Source organism: Pseudoalteromonas sp. TAE79, from assembly GCF_000498015.1.
Lineage (GTDB): Bacteria > Pseudomonadota > Gammaproteobacteria > Enterobacterales > Alteromonadaceae > Pseudoalteromonas.
This window is the reverse complement of sequence record NZ_AUTL01000228.1, coordinates 15,911-42,008: the sequence shown is the minus strand read 5'-3', so window position 1 is coordinate 42,008 and position 26,098 is coordinate 15,911. Positions and strand designations below refer to the sequence as shown.

The 26,098-nt window shown below is 39.1% G+C and carries 25 protein-coding genes and 3 pseudogenes (1 of these 28 only partly in view); 14 read left to right on the top strand and 14 right to left on the bottom strand.

Going from position 1 to position 26,098, the window contains the following annotated elements; all coding sequences use genetic code 11:
• Window positions 1–5: 5 nt before the first annotated feature.
• From L655_RS0117905 to L655_RS0117880, 6 genes are all read left to right on the top strand, one after another.
• Window positions 6–1,367, top strand: a complete 1,362-nt coding sequence (locus tag L655_RS0117905) for a TolC family protein (protein ID WP_024605817.1) — start codon at window positions 6–8, stop codon at window positions 1,365–1,367.
• The gene (locus L655_RS0117900; RefSeq protein WP_024605816.1) at window positions 1,364–2,506 is read left to right on the top strand and encodes an efflux RND transporter periplasmic adaptor subunit; all 1,143 of its coding nucleotides are present in this window, start codon (window positions 1,364–1,366) and stop codon (window positions 2,504–2,506) included. Before L655_RS0117905 ends, L655_RS0117900 begins: the two co-directional genes overlap by 4 nt.
• A gap of 2 nt (window positions 2,507–2,508) precedes the next feature.
• Entirely contained in the window at window positions 2,509–5,700 is a 3,192-nt protein-coding gene (locus L655_RS0117895) for an efflux RND transporter permease subunit (protein WP_024605815.1), read from the top strand.
• Entirely contained in the window at window positions 5,700–6,383 is a 684-nt protein-coding gene (locus L655_RS0117890) for a response regulator transcription factor (RefSeq protein ID WP_024605814.1), read from the top strand. The genes L655_RS0117895 and L655_RS0117890 overlap by 1 nt, the downstream gene beginning before the upstream one ends.
• Complete coding sequence (locus L655_RS0117885; protein WP_024605813.1) at window positions 6,380–7,672, top strand: HAMP domain-containing sensor histidine kinase; 1,293 nt, start codon at window positions 6,380–6,382, stop codon at window positions 7,670–7,672. Before L655_RS0117890 ends, L655_RS0117885 begins: the two co-directional genes overlap by 4 nt.
• A 153-nt stretch (window positions 7,673–7,825) precedes the next feature.
• Window positions 7,826–8,170 (top strand): PDZ domain-containing protein, encoded by a 345-nt coding sequence (locus L655_RS0117880; RefSeq protein ID WP_024605812.1) that lies wholly within the window; start codon window positions 7,826–7,828, stop codon window positions 8,168–8,170.
• 248 nt (window positions 8,171–8,418) lie between these two features.
• Here L655_RS0117880 and L655_RS01000000125855 read toward each other — a convergent pair.
• Together L655_RS01000000125855 and L655_RS0117870 are read right to left on the bottom strand one after the other, a co-directional pair.
• A pseudogene (locus L655_RS01000000125855) lies at window positions 8,419–9,276 on the bottom strand (MBL fold metallo-hydrolase).
• Window positions 9,277–9,462: 186 nt separating this feature from the next.
• The gene (locus L655_RS0117870; protein WP_024605811.1) at window positions 9,463–11,346 is read right to left on the bottom strand and encodes a propionyl-CoA synthetase; all 1,884 of its coding nucleotides are present in this window, start codon (window positions 11,344–11,346) and stop codon (window positions 9,463–9,465) included.
• A 186-nt stretch (window positions 11,347–11,532) separates the two neighbouring features.
• Between L655_RS0117870 and L655_RS0117865 the strand changes: the two genes are divergently transcribed.
• Complete coding sequence (locus L655_RS0117865) at window positions 11,533–11,934, top strand: NUDIX hydrolase (protein WP_024605810.1); 402 nt, start codon at window positions 11,533–11,535, stop codon at window positions 11,932–11,934.
• Here the strand turns inward: L655_RS0117865 and L655_RS0117860 are convergent, their stop codons facing one another.
• The 3 genes from L655_RS0117860 to L655_RS0117850 form a co-directional block, all read right to left on the bottom strand.
• Window positions 11,935–13,032: a polysaccharide lyase family 7 protein gene (locus L655_RS0117860; RefSeq protein ID WP_024605809.1), complete on the bottom strand. Its 1,098-nt coding sequence runs from the start codon at window positions 13,030–13,032 to the stop codon at window positions 11,935–11,937.
• 377 nt (window positions 13,033–13,409) lie between these two features.
• The gene (locus L655_RS0117855) at window positions 13,410–14,183 is read right to left on the bottom strand and encodes a transporter substrate-binding domain-containing protein (protein WP_024605808.1); all 774 of its coding nucleotides are present in this window, start codon (window positions 14,181–14,183) and stop codon (window positions 13,410–13,412) included.
• A 92-nt stretch (window positions 14,184–14,275) separates the two neighbouring features.
• Window positions 14,276–15,289 carry an AraC family transcriptional regulator gene (locus tag L655_RS0117850; protein WP_024605807.1) on the bottom strand — a complete coding sequence of 338 codons (1,014 nt, stop codon included), beginning with the start codon at window positions 15,287–15,289 and terminating at the stop codon, window positions 14,276–14,278.
• A 97-nt stretch (window positions 15,290–15,386) separates the two neighbouring features.
• Here L655_RS0117850 and L655_RS0117845 point away from each other — a divergent pair, with 97 nt between their 5' ends.
• Together L655_RS0117845 and L655_RS0117840 are read left to right on the top strand one after the other, a co-directional pair.
• Window positions 15,387–15,833: an SRPBCC family protein gene (locus tag L655_RS0117845; protein ID WP_024605806.1), complete on the top strand. Its 447-nt coding sequence runs from the start codon at window positions 15,387–15,389 to the stop codon at window positions 15,831–15,833.
• Window positions 15,830–16,651, top strand: a complete 822-nt coding sequence (locus L655_RS0117840) for a sterol desaturase family protein (protein WP_024605805.1) — start codon at window positions 15,830–15,832, stop codon at window positions 16,649–16,651. Before L655_RS0117845 ends, L655_RS0117840 begins: the two co-directional genes overlap by 4 nt.
• Before the next feature lie 11 nt (window positions 16,652–16,662).
• On the opposite strand, the gene L655_RS0117835 is transcribed toward L655_RS0117840, so the two are convergent.
• The 4 genes from L655_RS0117835 to L655_RS0117820 all read right to left on the bottom strand — a co-directional run bounded on the left by L655_RS0117835 (window position 16,663) and on the right by L655_RS0117820 (window position 19,925).
• Complete coding sequence (locus L655_RS0117835) at window positions 16,663–18,501, bottom strand: DUF4105 domain-containing protein (RefSeq protein ID WP_024605804.1); 1,839 nt, start codon at window positions 18,499–18,501, stop codon at window positions 16,663–16,665.
• Window positions 18,502–18,580: 79 nt separating this feature from the next.
• Window positions 18,581–19,063, bottom strand: a complete 483-nt coding sequence (locus tag L655_RS0117830; protein WP_002962856.1) for a DUF3015 domain-containing protein — start codon at window positions 19,061–19,063, stop codon at window positions 18,581–18,583.
• Between the two features lie 170 nt (window positions 19,064–19,233).
• Complete coding sequence (locus L655_RS0117825) at window positions 19,234–19,623, bottom strand: hypothetical protein (RefSeq protein WP_024605803.1); 390 nt, start codon at window positions 19,621–19,623, stop codon at window positions 19,234–19,236.
• A complete protein-coding gene (locus tag L655_RS0117820; protein WP_024605802.1) occupies window positions 19,620–19,925 on the bottom strand; it encodes a hypothetical protein in 306 nt (101 codons plus the stop codon). Before L655_RS0117820 ends, L655_RS0117825 begins: the two co-directional genes overlap by 4 nt.
• A gap of 273 nt (window positions 19,926–20,198) precedes the next feature.
• Between L655_RS0117820 and L655_RS0117815 the strand changes: the two genes are divergently transcribed.
• The 3 genes from L655_RS0117815 to L655_RS1000000128135 all read left to right on the top strand — a co-directional run bounded on the left by L655_RS0117815 (window position 20,199) and on the right by L655_RS1000000128135 (window position 21,449).
• A complete protein-coding gene (locus tag L655_RS0117815; protein ID WP_010554617.1) occupies window positions 20,199–20,618 on the top strand; it encodes a VOC family protein in 420 nt (139 codons plus the stop codon).
• Between the two features lie 436 nt (window positions 20,619–21,054).
• Window positions 21,055–21,252 carry a hypothetical protein gene (locus tag L655_RS1000000128140; protein ID WP_240915878.1) on the top strand — a complete coding sequence of 66 codons (198 nt, stop codon included), beginning with the start codon at window positions 21,055–21,057 and terminating at the stop codon, window positions 21,250–21,252.
• Window positions 21,249–21,449: a hypothetical protein gene (locus tag L655_RS1000000128135; RefSeq protein WP_024605800.1), complete on the top strand. Its 201-nt coding sequence runs from the start codon at window positions 21,249–21,251 to the stop codon at window positions 21,447–21,449. The genes L655_RS1000000128140 and L655_RS1000000128135 overlap by 4 nt, the downstream gene beginning before the upstream one ends.
• Before the next feature lie 57 nt (window positions 21,450–21,506).
• Here L655_RS1000000128135 and L655_RS1000000128130 read toward each other — a convergent pair.
• From L655_RS1000000128130 to L655_RS0117800, 4 genes and pseudogenes are all read right to left on the bottom strand, one after another.
• Window positions 21,507–22,036, bottom strand: a pseudogene (locus L655_RS1000000128130) (GGDEF domain-containing protein).
• 327 nt (window positions 22,037–22,363) lie between these two features.
• Window positions 22,364–22,600: a 7TM diverse intracellular signaling domain-containing protein gene (locus tag L655_RS1000000128125; protein WP_024605798.1), complete on the bottom strand. Its 237-nt coding sequence runs from the start codon at window positions 22,598–22,600 to the stop codon at window positions 22,364–22,366.
• On the bottom strand, window positions 22,600–22,884 hold the full coding sequence (locus tag L655_RS1000000128120; RefSeq protein WP_024605797.1) for a hypothetical protein: 285 nt from the start codon (window positions 22,882–22,884) through the stop codon (window positions 22,600–22,602). The genes L655_RS1000000128125 and L655_RS1000000128120 overlap by 1 nt, the downstream gene beginning before the upstream one ends.
• Window positions 22,885–23,180: 296 nt before the next feature.
• On the bottom strand, window positions 23,181–24,077 hold the full coding sequence (locus L655_RS0117800) for an AraC family transcriptional regulator (RefSeq protein WP_024605796.1): 897 nt from the start codon (window positions 24,075–24,077) through the stop codon (window positions 23,181–23,183).
• 184 nt (window positions 24,078–24,261) lie between these two features.
• On the opposite strand from L655_RS0117800, the gene L655_RS0117795 reads away from it, so the two are divergent.
• Window positions 24,262–25,407: an iron-containing alcohol dehydrogenase gene (locus L655_RS0117795; protein ID WP_024605795.1), complete on the top strand. Its 1,146-nt coding sequence runs from the start codon at window positions 24,262–24,264 to the stop codon at window positions 25,405–25,407.
• 59 nt (window positions 25,408–25,466) lie between these two features.
• On the opposite strand, the gene L655_RS0117790 is transcribed toward L655_RS0117795, so the two are convergent.
• Window positions 25,467–25,853, bottom strand: a complete 387-nt coding sequence (locus tag L655_RS0117790; RefSeq protein WP_024605794.1) for a Cd(II)/Pb(II)-responsive transcriptional regulator — start codon at window positions 25,851–25,853, stop codon at window positions 25,467–25,469.
• Window positions 25,854–25,950: 97 nt separating this feature from the next.
• On the opposite strand from L655_RS0117790, the pseudogene L655_RS0117785 reads away from it, so the two are divergent.
• A pseudogene (locus L655_RS0117785) lies at window positions 25,951–26,098 on the top strand (hypothetical protein) (it continues 170 nt past the right edge of the window).

Sequence of the window (26,098 nt, the reverse complement as noted above, 5' to 3'; positions counted from 1 at the left end):
GTTAAATGGTTTATTTTAAAAAGCACTCAACTGGTTTTTTACTTGCACTTAGTTGTACACTTGCTGCATGTAGTAGTCAGCCAAGCTATCAAGGTAATAGTACTGAGCAGCCGCTAAAGCAACATACAAACTGGCAGTACACGCAAAGTAACGCACAGCACGTAAATTACATTACCGATTTGGTGAATATAGAAGGGCTTGATTCGCTTATTGAGCAAGCTGTTACTAATAACCCATCGTTTAATCAAGTGCATGTTGCATTAAAACTAGCTTATGCGCAGCGTGATGTAACCGCTGCAAGTCAGTGGTTTAGTGTAGATGCGGGATTTGACGCGCAGCGCAGTGAAACCGAAGGCACGCAATATAGCTCATCAGTAGGTATAAGTTGGGAAGCTGATATATGGCAAAAAATTGCTGACAATGTAGCCGCGCAAGATATGACTATTGCCAGTAATCAAGCTACTTATCAAGGCGCTAAAGACACCTTAGTAGCCAGCGTGATACGCACGTATTTAAACATTATTTTGCAGCAAAATTTGCTCGATATAGAGCAACAACGTTTAGTTGTTTTACAAAATAATGAGCAAAGTATTGTAGAGCGCTACCAATATGGATTAGGTGATTTAGAAGCGCTTGATACCGCCCGTACTAGCACGGCATCTACTCGCGCAACCATTGCCGATTACCAAGAACAAATAGCAAAAGCAAAGCGTGCTTTAATGCTAATTGTAGGCACTGATAAACTTCAAAACCTGCCAAATACATTAACACTACCAAGCGTTATTGAGCCATTAAGTACCTTACCAGAGCAAGATTTAGCGCGCCGACCTGACTTACAAAGTGCCTATTACAACATTCAGGCAAAGCATTACTTGGTTGATGTATCGTACAAAGAGCTACTACCGAGTATTTCGCTTTCGGCATCACTGAGTGATTTTGCAAGCACGCCAAGCCAATCATTATTAACCAGCCCAGTGTGGAGTTTATTAGGCAGTTTAAGTGCCCCTTTATTTGAAGGTGGAGCACTGCGTGCGCAAGTTGATATTGCAAAATTAAATGCCGAGCAAGCGTTTTGGCAGTACCAAGATACGCTGCTAAGTGCTGTAAACGAAGTTGAAAATGCACTCGGGCAGGAGCAATCATTAACCGAGCAGCAACTGCAAATTAGCAATGCACTTGCTAGCGCTAAACGCAGCTTTAGTAACTATCAAAGTAAGTATCAACAAGGTTTGGTTGATATTTTAGATTTGCTAACAGTGCAACAAAAAGTATACGACCTGCAAGCCCAGCTTAGCCAAATAAACTACACCCTTTTAACTAACCGCATAGATTTAGGCCTCGCTTTGGGCCTTGGAGTATCGTCATGAAAATTTCGCCAACACCGGTTGTTGTAACGCTTGTTGCTATTGTTTGTATAGGGCTTGCTATTATGTATAACGGTCAAAAAATGGTTGAAAAAGCAAATAGTCCACAACCAGCCGCTATTAAAGCTATTGCCCCAAATGTATCGGTAATTAATGCAGCTCCGAGCACTTATCAGGCTTATGTTAGCGGCCACGGTGAAGCTAAAGCGCATTGGTCATTTAGCTTAAAAGCACAAGTTAAAGGCGAAGTAACCAGTATGAGCGAGCAATTTTCGACCGGTAACTTAATAACTAAAGGGCAGGTGTTTGCACAAATTGATGACACCGAATACTTACAAGCTCTAGCTAGCGCAAAAGTAACATTGGCTGATGCAAAACTAGCACTGCAAGAAGAACAAGATTTAGGTAATCAAGCAAAACGTGAATGGGATCGCTCAGGCGTTACGCAAGCGCCAAGCTCGCCGCTTGTATTTAGAACGCTGCAGTTAGAAGCCGCGCAAGCTACGCTCGATAAAGCACAATATGCACTTAAAACCGCACAGCGTGATGTAAATAACACCCAGTTAAGTGCACCATTTGACGCTGTTATTTTATCGCGCGATATAGATTTAGGTACTTATGTGAGTATTGGCGATACGCTTGCCACGCTAAACAGCACTGACAAAGTAGAAATAACGGTACCGCTTTCATTAAGTCAGTGGCAAAACCTAGCAAATAATAAATCAGGCGAGGTTATTTTAACTGATGTAACCACTAATACTAAATGGAACGGCTACATTGAGCGTTTTGAACAACACCTAGACGAAAGCTCTCGCCAGCGCAGTGTAGTGGTTGCGCTAGATAAACCTTTTGAGCAAGCAACACCATTGTTACCAGGCACATTTTTAGCGGTAGAAATTGCCGGTAAGCAGTTAACTAACGTAATAAAACTGCCTGCTTCGGCGGTATCTCAAGATGGCTTAATTTGGTACGTAAATGATCAAAATAGCTTAGTAAGCACACACGCTAATAAAGTATTTGAGCGTGGGAATTACGTATATATTACGCCAGTAGATGGTGCTAAAAATCTAAAAGTGGTGGCGCGCCCACTTGTTAGTTACTTAAACGACATGAAAGTAAATCCAATAGTTGAGGAGATATAATAATGAGCCCTCATCAACCACCTCAAATACCCAGTAATAATAACCCGCTGCACGGTATTATTAATTGGTTTGCAAATAACTCTGTTGCCGCTAACTTATTGTTAGTTAGTGTGATTGTAATGGGTATTATGTCGCTTACGACTTTACGTAAAGAGGCTTTTCCGAGTTTAGAGCCAGATACTATTTCGGTATCGGTGGTTTACGACAGTGGCGATGCATTGCAAGCCGAAGAAGGAATAGCGTTAAAAATAGAAGAAGCGCTCGAAACCGTATCGGGTATTAAACGTATTACCTCTACATCCGATGCTAGCGGCAGNAGCCATGTAAGCATTGAAAAAAGTACTGATTACTCACTCGATGAGTTACTTGTTGACGTTAAAAACCAAGTTGACGCTATTAATAACTTTCCGGCAGATGCTGAGCAACCTGTTATTGATAAAGCCCGTAGGCAAGATCATGCATTAACGCTGCAACTTTTTGGGGATGCAGATCGCCATACATTACAAAACCTGGGTGAAAAACTTAAAGCCGATTTATTAGCGCAATCAGGCATTAGCGACGTAGAGCAATCGGGTGTGCTCGACCCGATGATGTCCATAGAAATCGACGAAGGTAAATTACAAGCGTATGGCTTAACTATTAGTGATGTAAGTGAGGTCATTAACAATGAGTCATCAAGCCCGCTTTCGACTAGTTTGCGCGATAGCAGTAAAATTATACGCTTAAAAGCCGCCGACCAAGCTTACTGGCAGCGCGACTTTGCCAATATTGTATTGTTAAGAACCGCATCAGGCACACAAATTAAGTTAGGCGATGTAGCAACCGTTACCGACTCATTTGCCGAAGATAGCAACTCATTAAGCCGTTATAACCAACAAAATGCCGTAGGCGTTGAAATTTTAATGGGCGATAACAGCGATATAACTACCATTGTTGAACAAGCTAATAGCGTAATAGATAAATGGCACGAAAGCGGTTTATTACCCCAAAATGTAGAGCTTGAAAGCTGGCACGACAAAAGCACCATGATCACCGAGCGTTTATCGCTACTTACTAAAAATGCGGTGACCGGTATTATTATGGTGTTTGTAATACTTGCCATATTTTTAAATGTACGTGTAGCACTGTGGGTGGCTGGTGGCTTGCCGTTTGTATTTTTTGGCACGCTTTATTTTATGACCGATGGCTACACCGCACTGACCATAAACGAAATGACCACCTTTGGCTTTATTATGGCGCTGGGCATAGTGGTAGACGATGCCGTTGTTGTAGGCGAGAGTATTTACACCACACGTAAAAAGCATGGCGATACATTAAATAATACAGTTTTAGGCACCATGAAGGTTGCTGTGCCAACAATATTTGGGGTGTTAACCACGGTGGCTGCGTTTGTGGCGCTTTCGAATGTGTCAGGTAACTTAGGTAAAATTTACTCTCAATTTGCCACTGTAGTGACTATTTGTTTACTGCTTTCAGTTGTTGAATCAAAACTTATTTTACCCTCGCATTTAGCCCACATAAGTACTAAACGCCAAGTTAAAAAAGGCTTAGGAGGTCTGTGGTCAAAAATACAACATGGCGCCGATAGCGGCTTAAACTGGTTTAGTAAAAACATTTACTGCAAGGTTATTGAATTTTCACTGCGCTTTAGATACGCCGTAGTGGCTGCGTTTATCGCCTTTTTTATATTAGTTATTGGCATGCCGATGACAGGCACAGTTAAAGTTGGTTTTTTCCCAAGTATTGCAGGCGATACCGTAACAGCCGATTTGGTTATGCAAAACGACGCCGCTTATGGGCAAACAAATACAAATTTACTAACGCTTGAGCAAAGTGCATTACAAGCTGAGCAAAACTTAATGACTAAGTTGAGCTCTGACAAAAGCGAAATAACCAGCCTACAAGTCATTAGTAGCAGCGACACCAGCGGTGAAGTAAGCGTTGAGCTATTAAACGAAGGCGCTTTTACAGCAAGCGAATTTGCTCAAGAATGGCAGCGCGTAGCAGGTAGCCTTGAGGGCAGTAAAAAATTACAAATATTAGCCATGCGTAAAATGGTCGATAACTTTAAAGTTGAACTTAAAGCGTGGGACGACGAAACCGTAATGGCGGCGGGCGCACTATTTAAGGAGCGCTTACAAAATACCGCAGGCGTTAACGGAATAGACGACAACTTAAACCCAGGTCAGCCACAGCTTAAATTTACCCTAAATGCACAAGGGCGCGCGCTTGGCATGGATACAGCCAGTTTATCAAAGCAAGTACTGCAAGCCTTTGGTGGTGCAGTTGTACAGCGCTACCAACGTAATAAAGACGAAGTTAAAGTACGTGTACGCTACCCAGAAGATGCTCGTAAAACACCTGCCGATATAATGCAGTCGCGTATTCGCCTGCCTGATGGCACCGTTGTCCCTTTAGTTAACGTAGCCACAGTAAGCAGTGAATATCAGCAAGATGAAATAACCCGCATTGATGGACTTCGTGCAATTTATTTAAGCGCCCAAGTAGATAAAAACGTGATTGCTCCAAACGAGTTAGTTGCTAACTTAAAGCGCGACTTAATTCCAGAGTTAACACAGCAATTTCCTAACTTAAGTGTGTATTTTGCAGGAGAGGCAGAGCAACAAAGCGAAACCACCAGCTCAATGAGCACTATGTTTGTAGCGGCTTTATTAGTTATTTACGTGTTGCTGGCTATTCCGCTTAAATCGTACATTCAACCTATGTTGATTATGGTAGCAATTCCGTTTGGCATTGTGGGCGCTATTTTAGGACATTGGTGGAACGACTTAACCATTAGTATATTGTCGTTAAATGGTATTTTGGCGCTCAGTGGGGTAGTTGTAAACGACAGCTTATTACTTGTTTCACGCTTTAACGAACTAGTAAAAGAAGAGAGCATGAGCACGCACGATGCCATAGTTGAGTCGTGTACGAGCCGATTACGTGCGGTATTACTTACCTCAATTACGACGTACGCAGGCTTAGTGCCGCTACTTAGCGAAACCTCAATGCAGGCACAGTTTTTAATTCCTGCTGCGGCATCACTTGGCTACGGTATTTTGTTTGCCACGGTTATTACCTTAATACTTATACCTGCATTATTGATGATTCAAACCGATGCTAAACGCGGTATTGATGCTGTGCTAATATCGCTAGGTGCTAAAAATAAAACGCAGGAAGTAGCCTCTTAATGATAAACGTACTACTGGTTGAAGACGACATAGATTTGGCAACCACCATTGTTGATTATCTCGAAATTGAGTCAATAGAGTGTGACCATGCAAGCAATGGCGTAATGGGTTTAAATTTAATAGAACGTAATCAATATCAAATGATTATATTAGATGTAAACATGCCCAAAATGGACGGTTTAACCATGTGTAAATCATTGCGTGAGCAAGGCATTGATATACCAGTATTAATGCTGACAGCGCGCGATAGCCTGGACAATAAGCTTGAGGGGTTTGCAGCCGGTAGTGACGACTATTTAGTAAAACCATTTGCGATGAAAGAGCTAGTAGCGCGGGTTCAAGTATTAGCAAAGCGTAAAAGTGGAGAGGTTAAGCGACTTACATTTGCTAATTTAACACTTAATTTAACCGCGCATACAGCAACAGTGGCAGAGCACAGTTTAAAGTTATCACCCATTACTTTTAAGTTATTAGAAGTGCTTGTACGAGAGCAGCAAAAACCGGTAACCCGACAGGTAATTATGCAAGCAATATGGGGAGGCGATCAGCCAGACAGCAATAGCTTAAAAGTGCATATTCATCATTTGCGTAAACAGCTAGAGCAAGCGCATTGCCAAGCCGTACTAGAAACAATACCTAGTGTAGGGTTTGCGCTAAAATTAAAAAATGAGACACAAGCATGAAAATTAGACCCAGCCTGAGGTTGTATTTTTTTGCCACCATGGTGCTTTTAAGTTCATTAATGGCAATTGGTTTTTCGTTTTTAAGTGTTAATTATTTTATTGATGGCTTAGACCGAGGGTTAAACGGAGTTATGTTTGAGCTTTCGCAAACCACTGAAGTTGAAGACGGTCAGCCAAAAAATATTGTTGGATTTAATGTGGCAAGCCGTTGGGAAGACATGCCAGAAATAATACAGCAAAAATTTGAAGTTATGCCAAATGAAGCAGGCGTACTACAAAAAATGAAAGATGACACCTCATTGTTTGCTATGCCCGCAGACTTGTTTTTTGTTGTTTACTATCAAAACCCAAATGGTGAGGCGCGTTATATATCGCGCATTATGCTTGAAAAAGATCGCCCTAAAAGAATGGGAACTGTAAAACCAATACACCGTATGACATTGATAGCCATAACAGGTTTTGCAGCCATTGCCTTATTTACCTTCTTTTTGTTTATGGTAATGAAAAAAATAGCTAAGCCAGTTGAATCGCTACGTGGTTGGGCTAAGTCGTTAAATCAAAATAATTTACAAAACACGCCGCCCGACTTTACCTATAACGAATTAAATACCTTAGCAACGTTAATACGCAGTAGCTTGCTTTCAGCTCACGACAGCCTTGAGCGAGAACAGCGCTTTTTAAGTTATGCGAGCCACGAGTTACGTACACCAATTTCGGTTATTCGCAGCAACGTTGAATTACTTAACCGCTTAAGCGAAAAAGCACCTTTAAGCGACAAACAGCAACTTACACTGCAGCGAATAGAGCGCGCCGGTTTAACCATGAGCGATTTAACCGAGACGTTATTGTGGCTTAGCAGAAATGACGACCAGCAAAGTGCACCAGAGCCTGTAAACCTAGCCGAAAAAATAACGACTTTGAGTAACGAACTCGATTATTTACTCAATTCAAAACAAGTTGATGTACTTATAAATACCGATAACCAAAGTACAACTATTAATACCGAAACCACCGCATGCCACATTGTGCTTACTAACTTAATACGTAATGCGTATCAGCATACGCAACAAGGGCAAGTGCGTATTACTCAACAAGGTAGCCGCGTAATTATAGTAAATAGCAGCGCACAAACAGATACGCCACACAGTGCTAATAACACAAACAAGCCCGCTAATATTGGCTACGGTTTAGGGTTGGAGTTAAGCGAAAAAATAATAAAACGACACGGTTGGGTATACGAAGTAAACGACATGCCTGGGCGTTATGAAGTGGTGGTCGATTTTAGTTAATAGACTTTTTTATACTTAGGTTGTTACATTCAAAAATATTTAATTTAACGCTGAGAATATAAAAACTTAGTGATAGTAATGTGTTAAGTAATTTGTTAAAACTATGAATAGTAAAGAATATTAACGATAGACTTACATGGAGTGTTAATTCATATGTTCAAATTCATAATTATTTTAATCTCAATTACTTCTTTCAATGCCTTGGCTGCAGAGAAGGTTAAACTTGGAGTTGTGGGGAACGTTGGCGCTGATGGTTTTTTTAGCCCGACGGTAACATCATTTATTATTGAAAAAGTAGAGCCTAATTCACCCGCTGAAAAAGCAGGGATTGTTGCAGGACAGGAAATCATTTCTATAGAAGGCTGTAAAATTCCAGGCTGCCCTGCCAGTGAAGCAAAAGAATTAATGCGCAAGGAGTCTGGAGAGATTTTACAATTACTTTTAGAGAATGAAGATGGTAGCCAAGTACCTTTAAAAATCCCTATGAATGCTTGGTAAACCTAAGACGTTTTTAAAATACCTAAATATATCCAGCCTATAAAGTATGTTTATTCCCAAAGCGTGGGTTTGTGTAAATGAACTAGATGCAATTGGAGTATTACTTACTCGGTTTGTATGTAGGTTACTGCTTAAAGTAATTGAGGTAGATTAAAAAGGTTTGATCAGTAATAACTTTATTTAACTAATTAATGAATACATTGGTATTGCGTTAAATACGGCAATACCAATAATTATTAGACTAAAGCTTATAAATCGCTGCGCCAACCCATACCAGACTCTTCCATTAAACGCTCGTACACGCCTTCTATGTTAAGCGGTAACCATGCATCAAACTGTTTAAAGTCACTAAATTGGTCTAATTTTACATTTTGTTTAATTTCATCAAGCGTATTACCGGCTAAAACGCCTGCTGTTACTTGGCTGTATAAAAGCTCTAAATAACTTAAATAGCGCGCTACATCAGCCTTGCTGCCAATATCGGCATGTCCGCCTACAAAGGTATCAAAGTTATATTTGAGTAGCGCTTGGGTTGAGTTAATCATGCCTTGAATATCGTAACTCCACAGCTTTTGCCACGGCATTCTGCCAATAACAATCCAATCAACTACAAATAACGTTTTTTGCTTTTCGAATAATATACTAACCGAACCACGACCATCGTTTGGACCATGGTAGTTAAGTTTTACTGAGGAATCACCAAGGGTAAGTAGTAGCTCATCATCAAAAGTAAGGCTGGGCGTTACTGTTTTCATTTGTGTGTTTTTAATATCTTGCGCAGCGAGTTTATGCGCTACAAACGTGGTGTGCGGGCTTTTAAATACCTCGGCGCCGTAAATATGATCGCTGTGATTATGGCTATAAATTACATATTTTACCGGTACGTTAAAGCGAGTTTTAATTTGCTCGTTTAACCAGGTGGCGGCTTTTTTATTAAGCGGGTCGGTAACAATTGCACCTTAAGAAGTGATTAAAAATACTGAGCGGTGTCTGTCGTCTATAAAGCGGTGTAAGCCGTCCCCTAAGTCTTCTATTTCATAGGCTTGTGTGGCAAAGCCTATAAATAATAGGGCTGTAGTTAATAGTTTTTGTAGCAAGCGGGGCATACACCATTCCTTTTAAAATTGATTAAATTAATAACGCTATTAAAAGAAGAAAGCATTAAGCCGTAAAAAATTTCAGTTATTGGTTAAATTAAAACTAAAACTAAACCTAAACTTAAGTCAAAGGATCAAATATAAGGATGAAATAAAAAGCCATTATAAAAATGGCTTTAGATAGGTTGGTTGGGTTTATCTTTGTGTTAGTTGTTGGTTTATTTCTTCAAAGATACTGGCATCATCTATGGTTGAAGGTATTTGTAGTTCTTCGCCATCAACTAGTTGACGTAAATTTTTACGCAGTATTTTACCCGAGCGTGTTTTGGGCAGCCTATCTACGCTAACTATATTTTTAAGGCACGCAATAGCGCCAATTTGATTACGAACACTTAAAACAAGTGCTTCTTCCACGTCGATACTTGAGCCCATAAAATCATTTTTAAGCACGATCATTCCCATAGGGAGTTGCCCTTTTAGGGGATCGTTTACACCAAAAACAGCGCATTCAGCAACAGCAGGGTGCGCGGCTACTATCTCTTCCATTTCGCCGGTAGAAAGCCTATGCCCTGCTACATTTATAACGTCGTCGGTTCTGCCCATAATAAATAGGTAGCCGTCTTCATCAATATAACCGCCATCGCCAGATAAATAATACCCCTCGTATTCATTTAGGTAGCTTGCTTTAAAGCGCGGAGTATCTTGCCAAATTGTTGGTAGGCAACCCGGTGGAAGTGGCAGTTTAATTACCACGGCGCCTTGCTCGTTAGCTTTGCATTCATTGCCATCCATATCTAATATTCGCACGTCAAAACCTGGAGTTGGCACGGTAGAGCTGCCAGGTTTTGTTGCTAAGTACTCAAGCCCTACAGGGTTACAAGCAATAGCCCAGCCGGTTTCTGTTTGCCACCAATGATCGAGCACTGGCAGTTTGGTTTTTTCTTTAAGCCACTCGTAAGTGGGAGGATCTAACCGCTCGCCAGCTAAAAATAAACGTTTTAAGCTTGAGGTATCGTATTGATTAAAACCATCGGCATTTGGGTCTTCTTTTTTAATTGCTCTAAATGCGGTGGGGGCACTAAATAATGCATTTACTTTATATTCTTCTACCACGCGCCAAAATGCACTAGCATCGGGCGTTTTAACGGGTTTACCTTCATATAATACGGTCGCGCAGCGATACATTAGCGGTGCGTAAACTATATAAGAGTGCCCAACTACCCAGCCAATGTCAGACGCTGCCCAAAATACGTCGCCGGGCTTCATACCATAAACGGTTGCCATGCTGTATTGCATTGCCACTGCGTGACCGCCATTTTCGCGTACTACGCCTTTGGGTGTGCCTGTCGTGCCTGAGGTATATAAAATATAAAGCGGGTCATCTCCATTTACCGGCACCGGATCTGCGCTTGCAGCCGTTTGCATTGCCTGAGTCCAATCTATGTCTCGTTTAGGCTTAAGAGTGGCGGTTACTTGTGGACGCTGATAAATAACGCAGTGTTCTACTTTATGCGCAGCTAAGTCTATTGCGTTATCAATGAGTGGTTTGTATTCAATAACGCTGTTTACTTCAACACCGCATGAGGCGCTAAGTATAAGCTTGGGCTTGGCATCATCAATGCGTACAGCCAGTTCGTGTGCAGCAAATCCACCAAATACCACCGAATGAATAGCACCAAGGCGCGCGCACGCCAACATACCAATAACAGCTTGTGGGATCATTGGCATATAAATAACAACGCGGTCGCCTTTTATAACACCTAACGATTGTATTACGCCTGCAAATTTAGCAACTTCTTGTTGTAGTTGTGAGTAGCTATAAGTTTGCTTTGTATTAGTGACTGGAGAGTCGTAAATCAGTGCAGTTTGCTCGCCAAATCCGGCAATAACGTGCTGGTCTAGCGCTAAAACACTGGTGTTTAATTGCCCGTCACTAAACCAATGGTAAAGCCCGTCGTCGTCTTGTGTGTATACTTTTGTGGGGGTTTTATACCATGGAATATTTTTACTTTGTTCGAGCCAAAACTCGGCTGGGTTTTGTTTAAAGGCATTATATTGCTGTTTATATTCGCCTGACATGTAAGGCTCCTAAAGCTAAATTTGTGTGTGAGAGACCTTACAAAATGTAGGCTTTTTTTAGTAAGCAAGCTATTCGACCTTGGTCGGCTAAAAGTTAATCAACACACTGGTTTTAAAAATACCAAATTGACAACACAAAGCGTGTGGTTCAGCATGGCGGGCAGTAAAAATAAGAGAAAATACGATATGAGTAACGTAGTAAGAGTTGGTGTGGCGGTTATCATAAAGCACCAAAACACAATTTTACTAGGTGAGCGCATTGGCGCGCATGGTGCTAATACATGGGCAACACCTGGTGGACATTTAGAGTTTGGTGAAAGTGTTGAGCAATGTGCAATACGAGAAGTGTTTGAAGAAACAGGTTTAAAGGTAAGTAAAATTACTAAGCTTGATTTTACCAATGATATTTTTACAGCAGAGAACAAACACTATATTACGCTGTATGTAAAAGCTGATTTTGAAGGCGGAGAGCCTGAGCTTAAAGAGCCTAATAAATGTTTAAAGTGGCGCTGGTACGATATTAATAATCTACCAACGCCACTGTTTACATCACTAAAAAATTACTTATCTGAGGCTGTACTAGCCTAGTTATTTTGTTGGCGGTGTCGCTGGGCTTAACGCTAGTTTACTAAAGCTTACTTGAGCGTAATCGCCATTTTGTTTATCTGTAGACCAATCGCCAGTACCTAAACAACCTGGGTACCAAATACCTTTCGCGCTTTTAGTACTACATTGGTTATAAGCGCCGGCTTTAAAGTAATGCCAATCTGCAGCGTAGCCATGTGGATGGTCTTTTTCGTCCACTTTGCCATAAGCATCTACGTTATTACCTAAGTTAATAGAGTAATTAACGTCTTCTTTGCCTTGTGCGCTAAATGTAAGGTGCATAACATTTTTATACACATTTACCGTGTAGCTAAATTCTTCACCTAGTGCAATACCTGCACCGCCTGGCTCGTTAGGGTTTTCCCATGTATTACCCCAAACTGGGTAAGTAATGTCTGTACGATCAGGATTCGTTTTAGCTAAGTTACGTTCGTAGTTCCAAAAAACTGAGCCTGTTTTATGTCCTGGCCATTTTTTGTAATATATTTTAAGTGGCTCATTGCCCCAGCCATAACCAAGCTTGGTATCAATAAGTGCCTGATCTTTACCTGCGTGAATTTGCCCTATAACAACCGAGTAAGCTGCTTTTTTATCAGGGTCGGTAGCACGTAGCGCAACGTGATCTACTTTTAATGTTGCTTCCATTTTTCCACCAACAGAACCAAATCTGTCAGATAGCGGGTGAACAGCTAAAGCAAAGTTGTTTTTAGAGTGTTTAGTTTTAATTTTAGTATTTGATCCACGGATCATTTGTCTAAGTTCACTACGGGTATTAGTAGAGTTAGCACTTGTAAGCGCTTTATTAGGGGAGGTAAATACCATGTAGCCTTTTTCATCAAGGTAGAAAAAATCAGGGTGTGCGTAAGTCTGAATTTCTTCTACATCTATTTCATCAATTTTACCGTCGTTGTTTAAATCCACTGGTACATTTATTTTCCAGTGAGATAAATCAAACTTTGTTGCAGGTACCGGCGCATCGCTTTGCTGATTAGTGCTTTGGGTACTTGAACAAGCGGTAAAAAGTAAAGGGGTGATAACGGCTAAAGCCGTAAGTTTAAATGTGGATGTATTTTTTATCATTATTGTCTCTGTGTGATGAAGTAAAAATTGTGCGGTACAGGCATCGCTTAATCTCAATCTAGCATACCAATTTAACAATTAAAACTTACCAATTAGTAAAATTAAATATTTTTTAAATGATTTTTTGTTATACCAATTTGGTTTAGGTGTTTTTTAACGGCTTTTATGGAAGTGTTTGCGGTATGTATTTTATATGTGCTTGGCTATTCATTTAGTGATGTTTAACGTAGATTTTGGCGCTAAGGTGTAGTCTATTTTGGGGGGGAGGAGATTTTTAATTTTGTAGTTTGCTTTGCCGCGTTTAGCAAATAACTAAATAACCACTGCCAATAACTAAATAACCACTGCCAATAACTAATGTCGGGCTTTAACTATGGTTAGTGCTGCAAGGTAGTCGTGTTTGGTAATAAAAGTTGCCACTTGTTTAAAATGGCATGGTATTCACCATTTTCTTTAATACTACTTAATGCGTCAGAGAGTGCTTTAGCTGTTTTAGGATTAAGTTGATTACTTGCTGCAAAATTAAGTGAGGAGGGAAGATCGCTTAAATGAATTCGTTTTGTTATTAGGCTAGGATCGAGTCCTAGGCTTTTTAGCTCGTTATTAAGTGTAAGTGTATTAGTTACTACAAAGTCGATTCGGTTTTTATAAAGCATTTGCCAAAGTTGATTATAGTAACTGACCAGTATTAAGTTGTTATTTTCGGTAAAGCCTTTTTGCTTTAAGTAGGCTTCGCTCAGGTAGCCACGAATGGTTGCTACTTTATACTCTTTAGCAAAATTTAAGTGAACAACTTCATCTATATGGCTTTTTAAGCTAATTAAATAAGCATCTGCAAAATACACTTCCCCTAACCACGTATATTTATTAATCCGCTCTGGGGTTTTTAACAAAGACAACATTATGGCGTTGGTATTTGTTTTATGCTCCTTAAAAACGCGGGCCATAGGCATTATTTCAAAATTAGCGGTTAAGTTTGTTTGCTTCACAACTGCTTTGGCAATGTCGACTAAAGCGCCGCTTACTTCACCTTGCTGATTTTTAAAGTGATAAGGAGGAAGGTCTTCAGCTATAAAAGTAACCGAATCGGCGTTACACAGGGGGCTATATAAAATAAATACAAAAGCACTTAATAAAACACGCAAAAACATAAAAAATCTTTTAAAGCAATAATACACCTAGTGTAGAGAGTATTAACTAAAACATATATATATTATGTTTATATAACGTAAATAATTTGCATTTACTTGGCTGTACTTGCTGTTTTGTATTTTATAAATTGTAATGGCGAGCATTTATGCCAGCGTAAAAAAGCTCGATTAAAAGAGCTTTGATCTTTAAATCCTAAAATATTAGATAAATCAGCAAGTGGCATGCTGGCTATTAATGTATCTGCACGTTTTTTACGTTCTTTTTCAAGTAGCTGAGCAAAGGTTAAGTCTTGTTGTTTTAAGCGTCGTTGTAGCGTTCGGGGTGTTAAATTAAGCGCATCAGCTATGCCTATTAGGTTGCAGTTTTGCAAGGTAGTTTTAGCTGTAAGTAACTGATTAACTTTATCGTCAATACACTGCTGGCTTTTAAAGTTAGAGAGTTGCTGCTCTGACAATTGCTTAAAAGTAGAATTAATAATGGCGTTATCGGTTTTAAAGGGCAGCGTCAAATAATCGCTCGGAAAGCTAATTTGATTATATTCAGCACTGCTTTTTACAGGGCATTTAAACCATGATTCAAGGGCGCGCCTTTGCGATGGCAACCAATTATAAGTGAAACTAATACTACTTGGCGAAAGCGTTAAATTTATTAACTGGCGAATTACACTTACCCACGCGGTCATGTTTCGTAAAACAACATGCTCATTACAACTTTGATGAGCAATCCAACGAATAGTTGCTGTATCAGTATTTAGTTCAAACTTGGCTTTACCAATATCAGCCACCAAGCTGTCGTAGCTTAACAATGCTTTAATGGCACTGCTTAAGTTATCGCTTGATTCAATTAAGTAACCTAAAACGCCGTAGTCAGCAGTGCGAATTTGCTGACCTAGGGTAAAACCAAAAAGAGGATCGTTAAGTGTTTTTTTGCCATAAACTAATAAGGCATTGTAACTATTTAAACTAATACGCGGCGCTAATTGATGGGTACGTTGATTACTAAATTCGTCAAAGCTAATAGCGTGCAAAGCCGTTTTAGTACTAATGCCTTGCGCTTGTAAGTAATCAAGAATACTTGAAAAGTAATGATCAGCCAATGTGTGCATTTGTCATCTAAAGCTAAAAAATAGTCGTGTATTAGCAAGTTTGCCACGTTAAATTTTTATATGCTAGTTGAATGCCTAATAACCTCTTGCTGTAAAAATGATACTTATAACAATAAAACAAACGCTTAATGCACAGCCAAAACAAATAATAAGCACACTATTGGATCATCAACAGTTGCATCGATTTTTTAATGCCAAATTTACGCTGCTACAAGCACAAGACGAAGGGCAAATAGAAGGCGGAAAAGGATCTGTTAGGCAAGTGAAAATAGGTAAAATAACTTTTTCAGAGCAAATAATCAGTGCCGATCAAAATCAGATCAGTTACCAAATAGTAGGCGATAAACCAGTAGCTAATCATCGAGGCGATATATACCTCACTGCAAATAAAGACATCAATACTTTAGTTACCGAACTTAACTATTGCATAAGCTGCTCAGCTCCGTGGTGGATGCCAAATGCATTACTTAAATATGCTATTACAAAAGATATAACCCAAGCGTTAAACAATTTAAATAATTATTTTTTGGCGGGTAAAGTATGAACTCAGAAATTATTTTGCTCGCTCTTAGCCCGTTATTTTTGATATTTGTTTGCTGTGAGTTTATTAAGTTTAAGCGCTATTACGACATAAAAGATAGCCTAGCAAATACAGTGTTAGCGCTATTACACCAAGGCGCAGATGCTATTGCGTTACTGCTGTTAATGCCTTTATTTAATTGGTTGTATGACTATAGATTGTTTGATATTGAAGTGAGTGTATTAAGTATTGCATTTGCATTTTTACTGCAAGATTTTTTGTATTATTGGTTTCATAAAGCATCGCATCATATTCATTGGTTGTGGGCTGCACATGTGGTGCACCACAGCTCAACTAAAATGAATTTCACCACCGCATTTAGGCAAAGCTTAATGTACCCCGTAGCCGGTATGTGGGTGTTTTGGCTACCTATGATTTTAATCGGATTTGAACCGCTAACAGTATTTAGCGTGGTTGCATTAAATTTGGCGTATCAATTTTTTGTACATACTCAAATAGTGGGTAAGTTAGGCTGGTTTGAAAAAGTATTTAATACGCCTTCGCATCACCGAGTTCATCACGCAATAAATACAGGCTACCTTGATAAAAACTTTGCAGGTGTACTTATTATTTGGGATAAGTTATTTGGCACCTTTGTAGAAGAAGATAAATCAAAGCCTTGTAAATACGGCATTATAGGGCAGCTTAATAGCAATAACCCAGTCGTTATTACGTTTCATCAGTGGGAGCACTTATTGAAAAGTGTTTATAAGGCATCGGGAATAAAAGCTAAATGTAGAGTGCTATTTGGCTACCCTACAAGTAGCATTAAATATAAATAATATTGAAAAAGTTAAAAGTAAAACTGCATAGCTAAACTCATTGATGAATTATGGCTATGCCATTGAGCATGCTGTACTTTGCTGCGCAGCGATACATTGCGAGAAACAGCGTAATTCCATGTTATAGCTATTTCGCTGTGCTTACTTGCTGCGTTATCAGTTAGCCATAATATATTGCCAGTTAAAGCGAGTTTATGGTTATTGTTTATTTGCCAAATTACACCGGCTTCGCTGCCTATTCCAGTACTAAGTCGGTCGGTTATATCGCCTGTATTTAGCTCAAATTGACCAAGAATATAGCCGTGTAGATTATTAGGATCGCCATAAGATTTACCATAACCTCCTTTTGTAAAAAAGCGGCCTAAACGTTTATTGTCACTTGGTTGTCGGTCAAAGCCCATTTTAAAGTTCCACGACCAGCTATCAAATACGCGGTTATCGGGTGCAAGCGACATAGCATCTAATAAGTAAAAATGTTCAATATCTGCATTTCCTTCGTCAGTAATAGCGGCTTCCAAATCAAAAAAACTAATTTGTGCACCCGCTATAAAACCTTCAGGCCTATCTAGTAAGTCATGATACGCAAGCCTATAACCAAAATTTGTAAGGTTTGCTTGGTTATTATTTTGTACCCTACCTAGCGTTACTTTAGAAGAGCCATGACCTTGCTCTGGAGAAGCAATAGGACGACTTGGCTTAGTAAATGGCGAAGCTACTTTATATTTGCTGCGCATTAGTAGTAGCTTAGTTAGTCGCGGGGCAATTTCTTCACGCTTTAATGCTTTATCGTAAAATTCAAAATTTAACCATTCATACGCCATTTCTAATATTGCGACTAATTGCGACTGTGAGTAATTACGAGTATTGAGGGAGCCACCTTGTATTAACTCTCTTGCATCATCAAGTTGTTCGTTAGTCATTTGAGTAGAGTAATGGTAAAGCTTAGTGCCAAAAGCAGGGCGGTAATTAGGTGATTGTAGTAAGTTGTTATTTCTTAGTACTGCAACGGTATCTGATGGAATAGCTTGCATATTAAATGACGATGTTAAATCAAGGTCCTCTTGTGCGAGTTGTAATAATGCAAGTAATTGGTAAGAGCAGTTTTCATCAATAAAAAAGTAATCAAATGTAGCTGATTGTAGCTCCCATAAGTGCAATAAAATAAGCTCTACCTGTAGCTCAGATAAATTAAGTTTGTATTCCCAAATATCACGAGATTCTAAATCATTATATTCGCGTACTTTTTTATAGTACGGCATAAGCGAAAACTTACCTGGGTAGCTGCCAATCAGGCCTTTTAGTGCGTACATAGCTGCATTGTCTGAGCCGTCTGGTTCTGCTGCAAAATTAACCGCAAATGCGAGCAACTCTTTATGGCGAGTCTGATCTTTTGCATCAATACGAAGTAAGGTGTGACCAAACATTGATGATGGGCTATTCATAAATGCAGTAGGAAAAACTAACGTAACCCCTTTTGGGTTTATTATTTTTTGCCACGTTTGAAGCTCTGGGCAATTAAGCGCGGGCCAGTTATTTTTAATTTTTGTTTTTAGCCATTTATAGCGTGCTGGAAACCGACAGCGAGATTGTGTTGTTTTTGGGTCAGTATTTTTACCACTAAATGCGGCTATAGTGGCTTCAAGTTCGTCCAGTGGACTCGTTTTACCTATAGGAGATAAAAAAAACTCAGCCCTATCTACTTCACTTTTCCAACCACCTAATGTGGCCCCACGGTAATGACCTAATTTGAGCCAGTAAGGGTCGGTTGCTAAGGTGTCATTTTTAAAACTTTGAGCGTTTACGTAAGTACTAAACAGCGCAATTGATAAAACAAAGAATATTTTTTTCATAATCACTAAACAATAAAAGCCGCTAGAGAAATACTCCAGCGGCTTTATTTATACGTATAAAACCGGCTAATTTAGCTGATTAAGAAAGAGTATAAGAAGCAAGTTGTGCGTTACTTGCAAGAACAGTGTTTAGGTTTTCTAAAACTGTTTGCGAAGTTACGTTTTCAGAAGTAAATACTGAAGAAAACTGTGCTTGAGCAAGCGCGTTGAATGCTGCTTTATCTTGATCTGCAACACCCCAAGCTTCAGCTAGAGTAGCTAAAGTTTCGCCTTCACCTTTTGACATATCACGAGCAAGTTGCTCCATGTTACCGTCAATGAATAAAGCAATTTTTTCTGAAGAAGTTACTGTACCAGTACCATCACAACCTAAAGTACCAAAAGTGATACCAAAAGTTTGGTTACCAGAAGTACCGTTTGTTGTAGCGCCTAAAATTTTAACGCCTTTACCTTGCTGACCTGCAAATAACATAGAACCAAGACCACAACCAATATCTTGGTCAGCCATTGCGTTTGAGAAAGGAAGTAAAGATAGAGCTGCTACTGCGATTAGTTTTTTCATTTTCATAAATCCATATATGATTGTCTTTATTTAGGGTAAATAAAGTTCGCGAAAGATTCTAACAGACTTGCAAAGAAAAAGAACAGCTTAAAACATGAATATTTTACACTCTAATTTTTCTACTATTTTAAAGCGAATGCTGGGAGAAACTAGACCAGTTCAATAATTTTTTATTGAACTGGTGGCGGCTTTTTACTTCTTGGGGCACCTAACAAAATACAGGTATGGCAAATACATACAGATAAAAATGCACTAATACCCAATGCACCGCCGTAGCCGTCAAGTTTTGGTACAAGATGCTCAAATAAGATTGAAAACAAAATAGATGAGCTTGCTACAGTATAAATACCAAATCGATGTGGGGCGCTCATACCTATAAATGTACCGCCAAAAAATACAATCGCGTATAAATCGGGGTTCAAATTTAAAGCGCTAAAAATTAAATAAGCAATAATAGAAAGTGAAGACGACGCTCTAACCCCGTCAAAGCGACTATGCTTAGCTAAATAAAATGTTAAAAAAGCCCCAAGCAGTACAAGTAATGGATATTCAATACTCATAATACTATTCCTCTGGCTAATACAAAAAGTGCCACACTTGCAAAGGCAACACTACCAAGCTTGCCACCAAAACCTGTAAACATATTCATAGTAAGCACATACAAACTTGAGCCAATAAGCGAAATAATAGCAATTTCCCAGTAACTGGTAATTAAATGAGTTGAACACATACCTGCAAAGCTACCAGCATAAATTGCAGCATACGGATGGTTTTTATAATGTGCAGGAAAAGGAATAAACGAGCCAATAAGTCCCGTTAGCGCAGCAGAAATCACTAAAGGTAATGCAAAAGTAGTGTGCATAGTAAAGCAAGCTACAAAGCCTAAAAAGAAAGTGATGAATTTTAAAAATAAGAATTTAATCATAGCGGCGCATTTTAAACTAATCCTTTTGCGCTTTCTAATACTCTCTAACAAATAAATGCTATAAGTAATTACAAACTTTAAAAGCGTGTTTTTTAAACGGCTTTTAGGTATTAAATATGCTTAATAGTGCCGCTGTTAATGTTCTATAAATCACAAGTTATGTATAATGGCGATAATTTAATGTATTAAAGTGTTAACCAAGGGTTATTTATGTCTAACTGTTTGCATCTGGCTATTCCGGCTGGCGATTTAAAAGTGGCTAAAGCGTTTTATTGTGACGTACTAGGCTGTAAAACGGGTAACAGTGAAGAAGGTCGCTGGGTAGATATAGATTTTTGGGGTAATGAACTTACCTTGCACCAGAGTGTTGAGCGCTTACCAACAGTTCGCCATGATGTAGATATGGGAGCTGTGGCAGTACCTCACTTTGGGATTCACCTCTCTGAAGATGAATTTAACGGGTTAAAAACACGTATTGAAGATGCGGGTATTGAATACCTAGATAAACCATACCGCCGTTTTATTGGTGATGAGTTTGAGCAAGAAACGTTTTTTATTGAAGATCCAAATGGCAATGTGCTTGAAATGAAAACCATGGTAAATCCAGAGGTTTTATTTAAAAAAGTATAAATGCTGTTGTTTAAGTTAAGCTAAAAAACCACTTTAATAAGTGGTTTTTTATAACTATTAATCAGTGTTTTGATAAATTAGTTAATATTTACAGGTAAAAAAATTACGCTACATACATGATTTTTATTCACTCTACAATGTAGGTATAGACACGTAGACTTAATTTAAACTCTCATACTTTATTGTTATTTATGCTGCTTAAACTCATAATTGCACCTTTGCTTATTTTACTAATAACATTCGCCCAAAAACGCTTTGGTAGTTTTGTTAGCAGCATAGTTCCTGGCTTGCCTATTACCTCTGGCCTATTTCTTATTTTATAGCATTAGAACAAGGTAAATTATTTGCAGCTAACTCAGCGGCGGCCTCTCTTTATGGTATGAGCGGTATAGGCTTATTTTGTTTTAGTTACTTGGTTGTTTCACGAAGATTTGGAATGCTTAAATCGCTTTTTACAGCGTTGAGTATTTGGTGTGTATTTAGCGTTATTACTTTATTTTTACCAGTGAATATTATTGTGGCGAGGGTGATTTCGCTTTGTATTTTACTCGGTTTAGCTATTATCTCTACAAGGCTAAATATATCAGTTGATGCAAAACCATTAAATGCCCGCTGGGAGCTTTTGGTAAAATGATATTAGTGACGGGCTTTATCGTGCTTGTTACGTTTATATCGCAGCATATAGGGTCTGCATGGAGCGGGTTAATATCTACCTTTCCGCTTATTTTAGCGGTAATGGGCAGTGTTGCCCATTTTAGTGACAAACAAGCCTCAACGTTTAAAATTCTTAATGGCGGTATTATTGGTTCATTAGGTGGATGTGTATTTTAGCCACTATATAAACCGTAAGCAGTTTGCTAAGCAGGCTACGGTTTTAAATACTTAAAGTTAGCTATCAACTAAAGTGAGCGGCTTTACTTTACGCTGTAGTTTTTCATGATACATAGCGGTGTCGCCGGCTTTTAAAATTTCGTCAATATTTTTAGGAGGCTCACTAAATACGCTGCTACCAATGCTTGCCTTTATAGCAATAGGTTGGTCGTTATGCGTGATGGCGAGTTTATCTAACTCTATTTTTAGATGGTGTGTTTTTGGGCTTACTTGCGCTTTGCTGTAAAAGTGGGCAAGTACTACAAATTCATCGCGCCTAAGCGGCCGACTGCATCGCTGGTGCGTACAATACTTTTTAAACTGGCGGCTACTTTACATAAAGCTTCATCGCCTACGGCATGCCCATAATTGTCGTTTATCTGTTTAAAGTCATCTAAATCTATATACATTAAACATAAAACTCCGCCTTTTTTTGCATGCAGCTCAATCAGCTCTGACGATTTTTTACCCCAGCCACGGCGGTTTAAAATGCCACAAAGGTGATCGTAATCGGCTTCGGTTTCGGCGCGTTTTTGTGCGATTCGCATACGGCTAATACGCCTAGAAACAGCTACTGCTAGTAAAAATGACTCCACAGCGAAAGCCAAAATAAATCCGTAACGTTGCATAAATGGGCTTTGATTAATAAGTAATACTCTAAATATCATGCTTACGAGCACCAAGCTCAATGCTACAAAAACAAGCGTTGCTTCGCGTATTCTTTTGCGAGCCTGTTGTGCCGCTAAAACAAAAATAACAGTCACAATAATTAATGAGCCGTAAGCCATGATGTTGCCAGCTATTTGCCAAATCAAAGTGTTACTGAACAATATTTTTATTAAAGAAAAGCACATAACAGTACCGGCCATAATTTTTTAAATCTTACTTGTTTTTGGCCATCTATTGTTTAGTTCAAGTAATGCGCACATAAACCATGTAGCACTGAGTACTGTTAAACCTAAGCTGAGTAAGTACAAATCAAATAGGAGTGATGAAACGTGGTCAGTTATAAATAAATAGAGTTGGCCTTCTTGAAGCAAAATAAAGCTGCCAATACAAAAAATATAAGCGCTGTATAGCTTAAATATCTTGTCGTGAAGCCTGTAGCCCATTATAAATACGTAAAAAATGAGTGTGATACACAGCCCATAAAAAGCACCCATAATGAGATTATGTTGCTGTGTTTCTTTAAAAAAACTTGTGTATTTTGCCACTTAAAGCGTGGTGTATAGTTAAGTTTTGACTCAACTGTAATAATGGCTGTAAAGTTTCCTGAGTCCATTAAAAATGCCACTTGTGCCGATTTTAATGGCTGCTTTATTACACCGTTTTGCTGCCATGTAAAATCATCAAGACCTGGGCGCAAAAACGAAAGTACGCCGCCACGCTTTAACAAGCAGTCAAGCTGAAATTGGTTTGTACCGCGTTTTGCCTGAAGTTCAGAAGTTGTATTAGGTTGTAAAGATGATGGAGGGGACTGACTATTTAAGGGGGTAATATCGCAAAAATCGCCTGCATTGCTATTAAATGCTATTAAATAAAAAAAAGAAATACATATTTAGCACCTCCGTGTAAAATATTAGGAACTGTATTTTTATGATGTTTTTTGTCAGCCATAAGCACTTCCAAGCTCAACTACATTTTTTTATACTAGCAGAGCCCACCTATTTAGCTATTAGTTAATTAGTTAAATTAACTGTGTAATTGAGTTAATACTTCGCTAGGTGTTTTATTAAAGTGGCGTTTAAATTCGCGGCTAAATTGCGATGGGCTGGTATAGCCAACCTTTAATGCAGCTTCGTTGGCTTTACTTCCACTAGTGGTTATAAGTTCTTTAGCCTTAGCTAAGCGTACTTTTTTTAAATACTGTAGAGGGGATTCAAACGTTACTTGCCTAAAAGCACGATGAAACGACGATACGCTCATGTTTACATCTTCAGCTAACCCTTCAACCGTAATTTGATTGGCATAACTACTGTGCATAGTTGAGAGCGTACGGGCGATACGTGCATAGTGGCCGTCGTGCATAGCAAGGCCAAATAAGGTATGTCCTTGGGGGCCGCAAAGTACACGGTATACTAATTCTTTTACTATATCTTCGCCAAATACTTGTGCTTCAAGTGGGTTATTTAACACGGTTAATAAACGCTTAGTTACCAGCTCCATCGCGTTATCGAGTTTAGCTGATTGCACGCCACTCATTTGCCCGCATGTTGGTGGCAGAGCAAATTGTTTATGCTCAGTCATTTGGTTAACGAGTTTGTGCAATAACGCAGGGTTAATATCAACAGCAATCCCAAGCACTGGTAAGTCGCCATCAGTAAAGGCTTCGCACTCTAGCGGTACAGGAACGCCCAATACTAAATAATCCCCCGCACCATATTGTATTTTATGATCTGTAAAATGAATTACTTTATGCCCTTGCCCGACCACAATAATCCCAGAGTTATAAATAAGCGGCTGTCGCGGCGAGCTTTTACTGGCGCGATGAAAATAGACTCCAGTAATAATGGTTTCCATCGTGCCTTCAAAATTGAGTAACTGATTGTGCTCTGCGTACTGCTGCAGCATATTGGCAATGGTGGGCATAAAAGCATCTTTACATGGCTGACTTTTACGTAAAATAACAATGTTGATAGTTTTAGGCAAGCTTTTGCGCGTTATTGGGCTTTTTTTATGTTTGTTTTGCCAGTAATATGCACTCATTGAAAATTTACTTAGTTAGTAACTAAGTAAGTTGAACCATATTTAATCGTCACCCTAGGATAAAATAATGAAATTTAGCTACGTAAATCCAACACTAATTCAATTTGGCCAACAACAAATAGCCTCACTAACTGATTTGATCGCAAAAGATCAAAAAGTACTAGTTGTGTACGGCGGCGGATCAATTAAAAAGAACGGCGTATACGACCAAGTTGCAGCAGCACTTGAAGGTTTTGATTGGGTAGAGTTTTCGGGCGTTGGCGCTAACCCAACAATTGAAGTACTAGATCAAGCAGTAAAAATCTGTAAAGAACAAGACATCGACTTTGTACTAGGTGTTGGCGGCGGCTCAGTAATTGACGGCGTTAAATACATTGCAGCTTCAGCAGTATACGATGGCGAAGGTTGGGATATTCCTACTGGTAAGCATAAAGTAACTAGCGCATTACCAATTGGTGCAGTACTTACATTACCAGCTACTGGCTCAGAGTCTAACCAAGGCTCAGTAGTAAGCAAAGCTGCTACAAAACAAAAACTCCCGTTTATGTCACCAGCAGTACAACCTAAATTTGCGATTATGGACCCTGATGTAATGAAAACATTACCACAGCGTCAACTTGTAAATGGTTTAGTAGACGCATGGGTGCATACCTGTGAGCAGTACTTAACGTTCCCTGAAGGTGCATTAGTACAAGATGGTTACGCTGAAGCATTGCTTAAAGCACTTAAAGTACTTGGCGATAACTTTGAAAACCAAGATGACGCATGGCGTGCAAATCTTATGTGGTCAGCGAATCAAGCATTAAACGGTTTGATTGGTTCTGGCGTATCGCAAGATTGGGCAACCCACATGATTGGTCACGAGCTTACAGCTGCATACGGTGTTGACCATGCGCGTTCGCTTGCAATAGTTCAGCCTTCTTTACTACGCAATCAATTTGCAGTTAAAAAAGCAAAACTTGAGCAAATGGGTAAAAACGTATTTGGCCTTGCACAATCAGACGATTTAGCAGAGCTAACGATTCAAGCAATTGAAGCGTTTTACCATAGCCTTGATGTAGCTACGCAGCTTACTGAACATGGTGAAGATAAAGCAGCAGCCATTGACAATATTATTGGCAAGCTTGAAGTGCATGGCATGCTTGCCCTTGGTGAAAACCAAGCAATCACGCTAATACAAAGTCGTGAAATTTTAGAACAAGCAGTCGCTTAATTTAAAGTGCTATTAATAAAAACCGCTAGCCTTGCAGGTTAGCGGTTTTTTTATATATATTAACTATTTAATTCTTTTATTATTTGGCAGTCGTTTATAGTATTTGCGGTGCAGTTAGTTAATAAGCTGGCTAACGATACCTCGAGCTTTTTAAGTTCTTTTTGTGCCGCTCGTACTTTAATTAATTGGTTTTCGATAATATCGTCAACCTCAACACACGATTTATCGCCGTATGATTGCGCAACAAGTAGAGTTTTAATATCGTCTATTGGAATTTGTAAATCGCGACAGCGTCGAATAAAAATAAGACGCTCTGTATCAGCTTGGGTGTAGGTTCTGTATCCATTGCTAGCACGTTTTGGGGCTGGAATAAGGTTTATTTGTTCGTAATAGCGAATTGTTTTTGCGTTAAGATTAACTAAATTCGAGAGTTGTTTAATTTGCATATTGACCTTCCAGTAACTAGAAGGTTTATTATGAAGTTTGTTCCCGTTATACTCAAGCTTTAAAGAGATGTAACTTTTTGAATTTAATAGGTAGGCAATGTATTCAAAGCGTTTTTTAATAGTGATACTTTTAGTACTTGTACACAGCTTTATTAGCTGTGATGGTGCTGCGTATCATTTACAAGAAGACGTGGATCACATAACCAGCGCGCAGTTACAAAGTAATATAACTGCCGATGGTAGCC